Origin of the sequence: Streptomyces sp. NBC_01525 (assembly GCF_045040405.1) — a bacterium.
In the GTDB taxonomy this organism is placed as follows: domain Bacteria; phylum Actinomycetota; class Actinomycetes; order Streptomycetales; family Streptomycetaceae; genus Streptomyces; species Streptomyces benahoarensis.
In genome coordinates this window covers 557,988-570,240 of record NZ_CP109397.1, presented here as the reverse complement: position 1 = coordinate 570,240, position 12,253 = coordinate 557,988, and the positions used below count along the sequence as shown (strand labels likewise).

Annotated in this window: 9 protein-coding genes and 2 pseudogenes; 6 read left to right on the top strand and 5 right to left on the bottom strand. The window is 67.0% G+C overall.

Features of this window, described 5'->3' with window-relative positions; genetic code table 11:
• Positions 1-259 precede the first annotated feature (259 nt).
• Both OG422_RS02545 and OG422_RS02540 read left to right on the top strand, forming a co-directional pair.
• Positions 260-1,618, top strand: coding sequence for a tetratricopeptide repeat protein (locus OG422_RS02545; protein ID WP_405739166.1), 1,359 nt, complete (start codon positions 260-262; stop codon positions 1,616-1,618).
• A 109-nt stretch (positions 1,619-1,727) separates the two neighbouring features.
• Entirely contained in the window at positions 1,728-2,252 is a 525-nt protein-coding gene (locus OG422_RS02540) for a hypothetical protein (RefSeq protein WP_405747607.1), read from the top strand.
• A gap of 397 nt (positions 2,253-2,649) precedes the next feature.
• Here the strand turns inward: OG422_RS02540 and OG422_RS02535 are convergent, their stop codons facing one another.
• The gene (locus OG422_RS02535; RefSeq protein WP_405739163.1) at positions 2,650-3,765 is read right to left on the bottom strand and encodes an ISAs1 family transposase; all 1,116 of its coding nucleotides are present in this window, start codon (positions 3,763-3,765) and stop codon (positions 2,650-2,652) included.
• 291 nt (positions 3,766-4,056) lie between these two features.
• On the opposite strand from OG422_RS02535, the gene OG422_RS02530 reads away from it, so the two are divergent.
• Both OG422_RS02530 and OG422_RS02525 read left to right on the top strand, forming a co-directional pair.
• Entirely contained in the window at positions 4,057-5,217 is a 1,161-nt protein-coding gene (locus OG422_RS02530) for an IS701 family transposase (protein WP_405739160.1), read from the top strand.
• A 247-nt stretch (positions 5,218-5,464) separates the two neighbouring features.
• Positions 5,465-6,040 (top strand): annotated as a pseudogene (locus tag OG422_RS02525) (isochorismatase family protein); the annotation flags it as partial.
• Positions 6,041-6,115: 75 nt separating this feature from the next.
• Here OG422_RS02525 and OG422_RS02520 read toward each other — a convergent pair.
• The 3 genes and pseudogenes from OG422_RS02520 to OG422_RS02510 form a co-directional block, all read right to left on the bottom strand.
• A pseudogene (locus OG422_RS02520) lies at positions 6,116-6,445 on the bottom strand (DUF2236 domain-containing protein); the annotation flags it as partial.
• A 298-nt stretch (positions 6,446-6,743) separates the two neighbouring features.
• A complete protein-coding gene (locus OG422_RS02515; protein ID WP_143940567.1) occupies positions 6,744-7,094 on the bottom strand; it encodes a VOC family protein in 351 nt (116 codons plus the stop codon).
• Between the two features lie 105 nt (positions 7,095-7,199).
• Positions 7,200-7,556, bottom strand: coding sequence for a transposase (locus OG422_RS02510; protein ID WP_405739157.1), 357 nt, complete (start codon positions 7,554-7,556; stop codon positions 7,200-7,202).
• Positions 7,557-7,830: 274 nt separating this feature from the next.
• Between OG422_RS02510 and OG422_RS02505 the strand changes: the two genes are divergently transcribed.
• The gene (locus OG422_RS02505) at positions 7,831-8,016 is read left to right on the top strand and encodes a hypothetical protein (RefSeq protein ID WP_185994014.1); all 186 of its coding nucleotides are present in this window, start codon (positions 7,831-7,833) and stop codon (positions 8,014-8,016) included.
• Between the two features lie 750 nt (positions 8,017-8,766).
• Positions 8,767-10,965 (top strand): SdrD B-like domain-containing protein, encoded by a 2,199-nt coding sequence (locus OG422_RS02500; RefSeq protein WP_186000419.1) that lies wholly within the window; start codon positions 8,767-8,769, stop codon positions 10,963-10,965.
• A gap of 59 nt (positions 10,966-11,024) precedes the next feature.
• On the opposite strand, the gene OG422_RS02495 is transcribed toward OG422_RS02500, so the two are convergent.
• On the bottom strand, positions 11,025-12,185 hold the full coding sequence (locus OG422_RS02495; protein ID WP_143940563.1) for a Dyp-type peroxidase: 1,161 nt from the start codon (positions 12,183-12,185) through the stop codon (positions 11,025-11,027).
• Between the last annotated feature and the right edge of the window lie 68 nt (positions 12,186-12,253).

Genomic DNA, 12,253 nt, shown 5'->3' with positions numbered 1-12,253 from the left:
TGTGCATGTGTCTCCGCCTGTCGGCACCTCTGGCTGGGTGGATGCTGACTCAATGCTGACTTTTCTGACTGACTGTCAGGAAATCTGTTCGTGGTGGGGCCGGGCTCGGGGCTGAGCTGGTTGAACTGCTGGTGGGCGGGTTGGCGCCATCCCCCTGCCGCTGGACACCCTCCCGCCCGAGGACTCGGCCCGCCTGTTCACGCGCCTGGCCTACCGCCCCCACACCACCAAGGCCGAGACCGAGGCCGTCGCCACCCTCGTGGAGCTGTGCGGCTACCTGCCGCTGGCCACCGCCCTGCTTGCCGGCCGTCTCGCACACCATCCTCATTGGCATCTGGCCGAGTTCGCCGCCACCCGCGATCGGCTGGGCGAACTCGCAACCAGCAACCGTGCCGTGGCCGCCGCCTTCGACACCTCCTACCACGGCCTGCCACCGGAGCAGCGGCGCATCTTCCGCTGCCTGGGCCTGCACCCGGGCACCGATACCGACGCCTACGCCGCCGCCGCCCTCGCGGGCATCCCCCTGTCCCAGGCCCGCCGCGAGCTGGAAGCCCTCTACGAGAACCACCTCATCGACTCGCCCTCAACCGGCCGCTACCGCCTGCACGACCTCATCCGTACCTACGCCCGCACCCTCGCCGAACAGGACCCGGCAGGCGGCTGCGACGCCGGCATCGGCCGCCTGCTGGAGTACTACCAGCACACCACCCAGAGCGCCGACCGCCACTTCGCCAACGCCCCCGGTCCCACTCCCCGGACCGTCGGTGCTGCCCCGGCCGCCGCACCTGACCTGCCCACCCATCGGCAGGCGCTCGCGTGGATGCACACCGAACGCGCCAACCTCATCGCCTGCATCCACCACACCACCGCCACCGCACATCACTCTCACGCCATCCGCCTCACCGCCGCACTGGCGTCTTTCCTGCGCCTGCAAGGCCCCTGGGACGAGGCCACCGCCCTCCACCAGAGCGCCGCCACCGCCGCACGCCACACTCATGACCGTCACGGCGAAGCAGGCGCTCTGTGGGCCTTGAGCTTGCTGCGGTATTTGAGGGGGGACTGTACGGCGGCAGCTGAACTGGGCCAGCAGGCATTGGACCTCTACCGCACCATCGGCGACCGCCACGGCAGAGTAGCCACCCTGTGGAGCCTGGGCTGGCTACGGTACGAGAATGGGGACTATGCAGCCGCGGTTGACCTGATCCAGCAGGCACTGGGCCTCTCCCGCACCCTCGGCCACCGCGACGGCGAAGCCTACGCTCTGTGGGCCCTGGGCCGGACACGGGCCATAACTGGGGACTACGCGGCCGCGGTTGACCTGATCCAGCAGGCGCTGGACGTCTCCCGCACCTTCGGCTCCCGGATCGGCGAACTCGCCGCTCTGGAGGAACTGGCCTGGCTGCGGGCCGTAACCGGGGAGTTTGCGGTGGCGGTTGACCTGGGCCAGCAGGCACTGGGCCTCTCCCGCACCCACGACGGCCGCTCGCCCTACTCGGACTCACGTGACCACAAACCGGACGTCAATCGACTACGCCGAAGCCCTGGCTCAACGTCAGCGACGGGTGCCTCGCCGGCACCGGCCTCACCCTCGAACCACCTGACCGACAACACCAGTTAAAGATCAGTAGCGTGCCATGAGCGGTCGCTGGTAGAGTCCCGGGCGCGATGATCACAAGGACTGCAATGACCAGGCAGTTCCAGGAAGTTGGGGGAATGATTTCGTGAATATGCGTAACAAAGCAATATCCGTGATGATTGCCTGCGCCTTGACCGGGGTGGCGGGCGGTACGGCACAGGCGGCTTCGTCACCCGGCGAATCGTCCGGTGAGGGGAATGCGATATCCGCGCGGTCGACCGCCGCGGCGGATCCCCAAGTGCAGGCGGGTGCGGACGAGATCTGTGCCGTCATCGGTATCGGCAGCGGCGCGGCCGGCCTGACGAAGGCCCTCGCCAAGGGCGCCTCGTGGGTCGGAATCGGCGCCAGCATCGGGTGTTACGCTTACACGAAGGCGAAGCAGGCGACGCCTGCGCAGAAGCGGGCCGCCATGCTCGCGTCGTACAAGAAGTACCAGGCCATGAGTGCCCTGAAGAAGCTCGACGCACTCGGCTACTACTGCCGCAAAGAAGGCGGTGGCGGCGGTGGCGGGACGGACGTCGCCCCGACGAATTCGGCCTCTGTCGGCACCATGGCCGGATGGCGTACTATCACCATGAAGGGCGTCAAGTACAGCTGCACCGCTACCAGGGACTGAGGAACTCATGGCACGCCGTGGACCGGGGGATGGAGAGCGAACTCTGTTCGCCGTCGCGCTGGTCGTGGTCAGTTTGCTGTGGATGACACAGGAATTGGCCGCATGGGCGACCGTGTTGTGCGTCGTCGGCGCAGTCGCCGGAGCAGCAGGAATACTCCACTTCGGTCGGCGCTACATGCGCTCACGCGAAAATCCGTGACAGCTTCTGCCTTCTGGCCGAATTGACACCCTCAAGGGCTGCCCACACCGTTCCCGGTGGGGCGGTCCTTTCCTGGTGGGGCTGGCTGTCCGCAGAGCAGGGCTTCGGCGTAGTTGAGCCTCGTCCTTTTTGATCACGTGAGGTCGAGAAGGGGAAGGGTGCGGGTCTGGTCCCGGGCTGCCCGGCAGAGGCCGGCGGCTATGTTGCGGGTGCCGGCCAGGCGGAGGGCTCCGATCGCGAGGTTCCTGCAAGGTTGCCGTCACTTGGGGTGCGTTCCCGGTCCGCGGTTGCGAGGTGTCCTCGGTGAAGGTGACGTCCCGGACGTGGTGCAGGGCCTCGACCGTCCAGTGCCCGCGAATCAAGTGCCAGGCGGGCGGGGCCGGCCTGTTCAGCGGTGAGGCTGGTGACCGCGTAGACGGTCTTGAGGCTGGTCTTTCCGGTCTTGCGGCTGACTCTGCGGCGGACGATCTGGACGGCCTGCCGGGCGCCGGGGAGGAAGCGGGTGTTAACCGCGCAAACCTTCAGGCGGCGGATCTCATGGCGTCCGTGACCGGTTGCGCGGGTCCTGTTCTGGAGCGGGATTCGGTGCCAGAGAAGGGGCTTGAGCTGCTTGGGGAGATTCTTCCTGTTGCTCTTCGCGATCACGATGTAGTGGGCCTTCCGCCTCAACAGGTAAGCGGCGTGGTCGTCCTGAGTGTGCATCGCATCGCTGGTCGCAACGGTGCCGGCCAGGCCATCGAGCGTGTTCAGCAGGGGTTGGAAACAGGTGATCTCGTTCGTCTTCTCGCCGACGTCGAGTTGCGCGAGGACCAGGCCGCCGGCGTGGTCACAGGCGGCCGGGAGGTGGATCTTCCGGTCCCTGGCGCGGGCGGCTCTCCGCAGCGACTTCCCGTCGACGGCCAGTGCCCGCAACCTGCCATTCGTGGTCTGCCGGTCGGCTAGCCAGGCTCCGACCGCCCGGTCCAGAGCGTTCGCGTCGACCCTGGCCAGCAGCCTGCGGATTGTCGACTCCGCAGGCCAGGAATGTTTCGGGAACAGCGGATCGACGCGGATGCCCAGCCGCTCGAGGAGTTCGGGTGTGCTGTCGGCCGCCCACTCGCCGACGGCCAGCAGCGACCTCGCGCCGGCAAGGACCGCGCAGGCGGTCTGGGCCAGGATCGTGACGAGTGGATGCCGCACGCCGCGGGGATCACGCGGGTCGGGGATCTGCGCGAGACGTTCCAGTAGGTCGGGGATCTCGCTGCGGGCGGCTTTCGGACGGGGGTCGAGCTGGTCAAAGGCAGGAGAGATCAGAGATGATACGTCGGCAGGCACGGGCTTCCCAGGACCACAGAGCGTAGAGAGCCCCATGATCACGGACGTCCGTGCCTGTTGTACGTAGGACCCCGCCCAACCTGGCCACCCGTCAGGAATCGGGTGTCAGTCGACTACGCCGAGGCCCTGAGCCCCGGCGGCAGCAAGGGCGCCGACCAGGGCGACGAGATCGGCCCATCCCCCTCGCCGCCATACTCATCTGGACCCGCCGACGGCTGACCAAAGAGACACACGCCCTAGTACTGCAACGACACTCCGTGACGTGGTGCGCGTGATCTCGTTGATCGCCGTGTGCGGGAAGAGATAACTGACGGTTGGTCAGGCGCGTTCGAAGACTTCGTGGCGCGGTTCGCAGGCCGATTCGGGCGGGTGGAGTCCCGGCGTCGGATGGTGTCCTACCTGCGGGGACTGCTCAGCGAGACGGAACGGAAGAACGGCTGGACCCTGGCCGAGGCCACTGGTGACGATGGCCCCCAGGGGATGCAACGTCTGCTGAACCACTACCTGTGGGACGTCGACGCGCTGCGTGACGATGTCCGCGACGCGGTCGTGGAACATATCGGAGATCCCGAGCGGGGAGTTCTCATTCTCGACGAGACGGGATTCCTGAAGAAGGGCGTCCGGTCGGCGGGCGTGGCCCGGCAGTATTCCGGGACGGCCGGCCGGATCGAGAATTCCCAGGTCGCGGTCTTCCTGGCCTACGGCTCTGACCAGGGCCGTGCCTTGATCGACCGCGAGCTGTATCTCCCGAAGGACTGGACTTCGGACCGTGAGCGCTGCCGGGCAGCTGGCGTCGGGAACGATGTCGAGTTCGCCACCAAACCGGACCTGGGCCTGCGCATGCTGAAACGCGCCCTGGACTCCGGGATCCCGTTCGGCTGGGTGACCGCCGACGAACTCTACGGCCAGACGGGGCGAATCCGGCTGTGGCTGGAAGAACACGACATCCCTCATGTCCTCGCGGTCCCGAAATCGCAGATGGTCATCACCATGGAATTCTTTGGCCAGGCGCGCGCCCACGAGCTGGTCAGCCAGCTTCCCGACGATGCGTGGAAGCCTCTGAGCTGCGGCGACGGTGCTCATGGGCCGAGGATCTACGACTGGGCCGCGGCGGCGATCCGGCCCTGGAGGCGCCAGGGCTGGGATCACTGGCTGCTGGCACGACGCAGCCTCACCGATTCCACGGACATCGCCTACTACATCTGCTTCTGCCCCGCCGGGACCTCCCTGGAGGACCTGGTGCGGATCGCGGGATCGCGGTGGATGGTCGAGGAATGTTTCCAGACCTCGAAGAACGAGACGGGACTTGACCACTACCAGGTCCGCGGCTACACCGCGTGGTACCGCCACATAACCCTCTCCACGGCCGCCCTTGCCTTCCTCGCCATCCTGCGGGCAGAGGCAAAAAAGGGGATCCGGACACCGCCATCGGCCAATCCCTCATACCCGTGACCATGAACGAAGCCCGACGGCTCTTCAACCGCGTCTCCTCTCCCATCCATTATGGGATCCAGCACGTAATCGCCTGGTCCCTATGGCGAAGAAGAAGCCAGGCCCGCGCCCGCACCAGTCACTACAGACGCAGACAACATCACGGAGTGTCGTTGCAGTACTAGGGCGAGCGGTGCCCGCATCTTGGGCCGGTTCAGGTTTCCGAAGTGGACCCTTCCGTGTTCCACAGTTCTGAAAGGTGTTCGTGATGAGCCGTGGCTTGATCGTCGTGGATGTGCAGAACGACTTCTGCGAAGGAGGCAGCGTTCCCGTCGCGGGAGGCGCGCGGATCGCCTCGGCGATCGCGGAACTGATCGAGCAGAGTGCGGGGCGTGACTACCGGTTCGTTGTGGCCACCCGGGATCATCACGTCAATCCGGGCAGCCATTTCTCCGAGACTCCGGACTTCCAGGACAGCTTCCCCGTCCACTGCGTGGCAGGGAATGAAGGCGCTGAATTCCATCCCCATTTCGCGCCTGTCGTCACGGACGGCAAGGTGCACGCCGTTTTCTTCAAGGGCGCTCACAGTGCCTCCAAGAGCGGCTTCGAAGGCGCGGACGCGGAGGGAACCTCCCTCGCGGACTGGCTGCGCATCCGTGGGGTCGAGGACGTCGATGTGGTGGGCGTCGCGACGGACCACTGTGTGCGTGCGACCGCCCTGGATGCCGTCGCGGCAGGGTTTCGCGCACGTGTACGCCTCGACTACTCGGTCGGGGTTGCCCCGCACACAACAGTGGCTGCCCTGGACGACTTCCGCCAGGCAGGTGTCGCGGTATCCGGCGAGGACCGGTCCCGGAATAGTCCTGGCACCGGTTCTAGGCGCGGCCGGCCCGCCTCCGGAGGTGACGCGCGGTGGGTCTTACCTGGTGACGCTCGGGGCGGGCGGTGTCCAGCGGTTGGTGCGGGGGGTGGCGGAGGTGACGCCGAAGTCCTTCTTGAGATGTTCGGGGATGGCGTAGTGCATGATCCGGCCGCGGGTGAGAGAGCTGAGTTCGAGCAGGGTGGTGAAGTGGCCGAGGCGGTCCAGGGCCCATGCCCCCGGGAGTGAGTGGTCCTCGGTCTTTTCGAGCATGCCGAGCAGTGCAGGTGCGTCTTTGATGGCGGTGTCCCAGGCGGTGCGGGGTACGTCGAGCCAGTCGGCGCAGGTGTCTCCGACGAGGTAGCGGATCAGCGCTCCGACGACGGGGTCGCTGACATCGCGCACGCAGTCCTCGCTGACCTGCATCAACGAGACGATGTCCCGCACTGCCTGGCCCTGAGCGGACATCATCCCCACGATTGCCCGCCACTGCCTGACCGGGACCTTCGCAGTGCGGCTGATGCGCTGCAGCCGCCGCCCTTCGTCCATGCTCACCGGCCGGACGAACACTCCCGGACGACGCCCCACGAGCACCTCCAAGCGCAGATCTTGGAGACAGCCTGCCGGGCAACAGGCGGAGGATCAGCTACCGGGGCAAGCATCCAGAAATCCCCGGTGCCGGGATGTCTCAGAGGTCGGTGGCCCGCTCATGGCGGGGCTCGTACAAGCCCACCTCGCCGCCACCCGGCAGACGGAACCTGGTCAGCCGTCCCCAGCGCACATCAGTGACTGGTTGCGTGAACTCGACGCCCTTTGCAGCCAGGTTCGTCACGGTTGCGTCCACGTCGTCGCACATCAGATAGAGTTCCTGTGTCTCCGGGCCGTTCGTGGGATGCACGGCGACCTCGGCCGGCGGAAGCTTGAAGATTAGCCAGCCGCCTCCCACGTCAACATGCGGATACTCCAGCACATCCCTGAAGAAGGCCCGGTCCGCTTCCGCATCACGGCTGTAGATGATGACGTGCCCACCATTGATCACGCGGTCAGGGTAAGTCCTCACAGGGGCAACGCGGTGCTGTCACGTCATGCAGAGTGTTGCGGATCAATTACCGGTCAACCATCTGAGTAGAGCCACTAGTTACGCTCACGCACATCTCGGGCAGGTGCAGGAGGACGAGGAGCGTCGAGGGGCGACGGGGCTCTTGGGTAAGTTCGTCCTGTGCCATGAACCATAGGTCGGCTGACGAGGTTCGGCGCTTTCGGGGTGAGTCGTCATCTCGGCCTTGGCCGGCAAGGCGTAGGCAAGACCGCGGTCGTGAAGGCTACCTCGCAAGTCCGCGTTCGCGCCGTAACCGGCATCTGCCACCACGACAGCCAGCTGCGGGCCGACGGCGGCGAGTTCGTCGAGCATCTCCAGCGCGAGCTTGTGGTGCGAGGCGGACAAATGCCTCTGTGGCCCAGGGCGCCAGAAGTCGTCAACGTCGTCGGTACCACGGCGCACTGTCCAGCCGGGGCATGGGAAGGGGAGGGCTTCCCGTCGATGGAGCCTGCAGGGTGCTGGGCACCTCGGCGAAGGTCGAGGAATCCATCATGGCCGTGAGGTCGGCATCCCGGGTTTTCCCAAGTGACCTGCACGGCTGAGGCGTCGGCCTGTTTCGTTCCCACTCGGAACCCAAGACGGCGTCGCGTGCACCGTGAGGCCCCAGGATTCCTGGGTGATTCCTGCCGGGTCCTGCGAACGCAGGCCCCGACCCCGGCAACCGCAGCAGATCGAGTTGTCAGAAAGGCGACGTGCGGAAGGGCTGGCGCTGCTGGAGCGGTTCATCCAGGCAGCGGCCGAGGCGGAACGCCTGGCGTTCACCCGGCATTCCGAGTGGGACGACACCCACGCCTGGTGCCTCACGTTGTCTGGAGAGGCAGGGGATGCGTCCTGGAACGGCTGCAAGGGCGCGTTGGTGTAGTGAGCGTGCTTGGTAGGGAATTGAGCCACTTGGAGGAAGGAGTGCCTCGGCTGGTTACGGTCGGAATTCTGATGGTAACCCGAAGTGAGTCCATGGCTGGATCGGGAGGGGCGCGCACGGGCACCTCGGGAGGCCCGTGCGGCGCGTTCCGGCGTGGTAGAGGCATCGCCGCGTGTGCCAGGGGCCGCCGTGCTGCCGGCGTCGATGGTGTCAAGGTCACACTTCAGGCCACGAAGCAGGTTTCCGGGAACGTCGTTCTGCTCGTCGAGGTGGTTCGAGTTCGCACGGCCGGGCCTTCGCCGGGGCGATCTGAAATGGCCGGATACGCAACGGCGGGCTGCGCTGCTCCGGCGCCCCCGCCAATCTGTTGCCATGCCAGGAACAGGGCGTAATCACGGGGTTACCGGCGAAGCCTATTTCGCTGCGGTCAACATACCGTAAGAGCCTCGTCCGTTGATTTATGGACGGCGCGGGGCTCGTGCGTATCACGGTCACGGCCATGCTGAGCAGGTCGATCGGCCGTTGCGCAGAATACGGCGCCCTGGCTTTTTCTGACCGGTCGGAGTCTTCCCTGCGTGCAGTTCCCGCGCGACGGGGCGCTTCCGCTCGAATTCATGAGCGGCCGCTTGTCCCGGGAAATGGGAAGACTTCGTGCTCGGGCCACTCGTCACATACCGCCATATGTACATGGCGGCGTGTGGAATTCCGCAGCGAAGTCGCCCCATCCACCATTCGCGACAGGGGATTCTTTTGAGAAGAACGACGAAAGGCGCGTTGCGGGCCGGATTCGGCCTGGGAGCCGCGCTGACCCTGCTGACCTCGATGATGCCGACGCCAGCGTTCGCCGCGCCCGGCACGCTGACGGTCAGCGTCATCCGCGACGTGGACGCCGACGGCAGGTACACGGCGGCCCGTGAACTAGGGGTGGCCGGGATCCAGGTCCGGGTCACCGATGCCGATGACAACAGCTTCATCGTCACCACCAACCCGGACGGCACCGTCGATGTGCCCACCGCGGGGACCGACGGAGAGTTCCGGCTGGAGCTGGTGACCAGCAGCCTTCCGGACTATCTGCAGCCTGCCTTCGGCGGCAGGGACCTCTCCTCCGCGGTCACCTACGTCAACGTGGCCGAGCAGTCGCACACGGTGCGGTTCGGGGTGTGGAACACGGCGGACTACTGCCAGGTCAATGCGGACCTGACGACCTCTTGCCAGCAGGACATGCTCAAGCCCGATACCTCGCGCGGCCTGGTGACCTTCAAGAACAACTGGCGGGGCAACAGCAACGCCGGTGCGCCCCAGCCCACCGCCCTCAACACTAAGGGCGACACCGGCGCGACCTACGGCCTGGCGTACGACAAGAAGCAACGGCGCATCTTCCAGGGCGCCTATGCCAAGCGCGCCACCACCTATGGGCAGGGGCCGAACGAGCAGGGTGCGATCTATGTAACGCCGCGCGGTGGCGGTGCCACCACCACCTTCGCCGCCCTGAATGCCGGCAGCACCCCGCACAACACCAGCACCGCCCGCTATGACGGCGACTTCATCAAGGCCGTCGGCAAGGAGGGGCTCGGAGACATCGATCTCTCCGAGAAGGGTGACGAGCTGTACGTCGTCAACATGTACGACCGCAAGCTCTACACCTTCGATGCGACCCAGTCGGCCCCGCCCCCGAACGCGCCGCAGTCGAGCATCGCCATCCCCAACCCGGGCTGCAACGGCCCCGCCGACTGGCGGCCGATGGGCCTCGGGGTGCGCGACGGTGTGGTGTACGTCGGCGGGGTGTGCTCCGCGCAGTCCACCCAGAACGCCGGTGACCTGCGGGCTGTGGTGTGGACGTACGACCCCGGCAGTCAGACGTTCTCCACCGCGCCGGTGCTGGACGAGCAGCTGGACAAGGCGCGTGGTGACCTGACCCCGGGCATCTCCGCCAAGTGGACGCCCTGGACGTTGGACGACCCGAACCAGTACCCGGCGTCCGTCAACGGCACCCCCGCCCGCCCGCAGCCGATGCTCAGCGACATCGCCGTCGAGGCCAACGGCGACCTGGCACTGGGCTTCCGCGACCGTCAGGGCGACCTGGGCGGCTACCAGATGATCAACCCCAACCCGGCGCACCCCACCCTGGACACCACTGCTTCGGCGGGTGACATCACCAAGGTGTGCCGCACCGCCGCGGGCACGTTCGTCTGGGAGGGCACCGGCGGCTGCCCGACCAACCAGGGCGACGGCGCCGACGAGTTCTACCACGGCGACAACTGGTCCGGCCACGGCGAACGGGCACAGGGTGCGCTGGCCCTCTCCCTCCACGACGGCAAGATCGCCAGTACGTACATGGACCCCGCGCACGCGATCAATTCCGGAGGGGTGAACTGGCACGACCGCACCAGCGGCGCCGCCGACCAACAGGGCTATGGCATCCAGTACCTCACTGCTCTGGACAGCGGCAACTTCGCCAAGGCCAACGGCTTGGGCGACCTGGAGTACCTGTGCGACGAGCCGCCGATCCAGATCGGCAACCGCGTCTGGTACGACCCGCAGCCCGGCACCCAGAACCCCGACGAATGGGCCGGGTTCCCCGGCGTCACCGTCACCCTCCTGGACGAGAACGGCAACACACTCGCCACGACCACTACCAACGCCAAGGGCGAGTACTACTTCAGCTCGCTCAACGTGCCCGCGCTGACCGAGCACGGCACGTACAAGCTGCGGTTCGACAAGAGCACCGCGGACCTGACCAATGTGCCCATCGGACGGCCCAACCCGCAGATCAGCAGGCTGCGTTGGACCAACCCGTACGAGGACGACCCCGGCGGGAACTCGACGATCGACTCCAAGGTGGAGTTCAACAGGAACTCCGACACCACCGCGGAGACCCAGGTGTTCCAGGTCGGTGACTGGGGTTCGGTCAAGCACAACCTCGACGCGGGTATGTACTACGCCCGCTGAGCAAGAGCACCCGTTCCGCAGCGGTGCGCCCTCCCTCCAGGGGGCGCACCGCCGACGTCTCACCCGGCCAACAGGCCCGCCCCCAAGGTGCGTTCGGTATCGAAACCTGGCAGGACCAGGAAGGTGCCAGAGGCCGTGGCCGTGGTGAACGCCATCAAGTCATCGCCCTCGTCGAGCCGCTGCAGGGTGGCGACGAACGTACGGAGTTCGCGTTGGAAGCTGATGAAGACCAGACCTGCGTCGTCCGGCCCGTTGCGGTAGCTGTAGCCGCGGCGCAGCATCAGTCCGCTGCCGGAGGTGAGCGGGTTGGCGCGGCGGGCGTGTGCCATGGGCGGTACCCGATAGCGGCCGTCGGGAGTCTTGGCGCCCAGGTCCACCTCGGCCTCGGGGCCGCCTCCGCTCAGCGGCGCCCCGTCGGAGCGCCGCCGGCCGATGATCTCCTCCTGACGGTGCACGGGCTGGGCCAGGAAGCGGTCGGTGGCGATGCGCAGCCGGCGCACCACGGCGATCGTGCCACCGGCCACCGGCCCCGGGCCGTCGAGCCACACCTCACGCCGCATCTGCTCCGGCCCCTTGGGCACGATGATGCCGTCGGGAAAGCCGAGGAGGTTGCGCCCGGCGTGCGGTCCCGCCGGGGGCCTAAATCCCTGCTGCGACCAGCGCACGTGCGCCCCCGCGTCGGTCAGCGCCGCGGTGCAGGCCGCCTCCGCGCAGCTGACCACCAGGGGGTCGGAGCCGCAGATCTGCAGCAGAACGTCGCCGTCGCGGGCCGCCTCGGGGATCTTCTCGCGGGCGAAGGCAGGCAGCCGGGCGGCGCCGGGCAGTTCGCGCCCCGCGCCGGAGACGAGGCGGGGCCCGATGCCGACCGTCACGGTCGTATCGCCCGGGGCCAGCCCGGCCATACGGGGATGACTGCCCCTGGCCACCCGCTGCACGGACCGGCCCAGGTCTGCGATCACCTTGGCCACTTCGTCGCCCTCTTGTGCCGGGGCGAGGTCGAGCACCACGAGACCGAGGTGTTCCTGTGGCGCGCCGGGTCTGTCAACTCCCGCTTGTGTGCGTCCTGTTGAACTCACAGACGACAGTGGGTGAGGGGCGTCGTCGGCGGACTTCCGTTCAGGGTGCGGGCCCTGGGCCCGGCAGGCCGCCAGGGAGGATGCCACGGCCAGCGCACCCCCCACGAGCAGCCCCCTACGCGGTACGCCACGTAACTGATCCATTACTCCATCTTGTCAGTGTTGAGGAGTAGTTGTCAGCAAACCTCCCTCACTGCCATCTCAGAAACCGT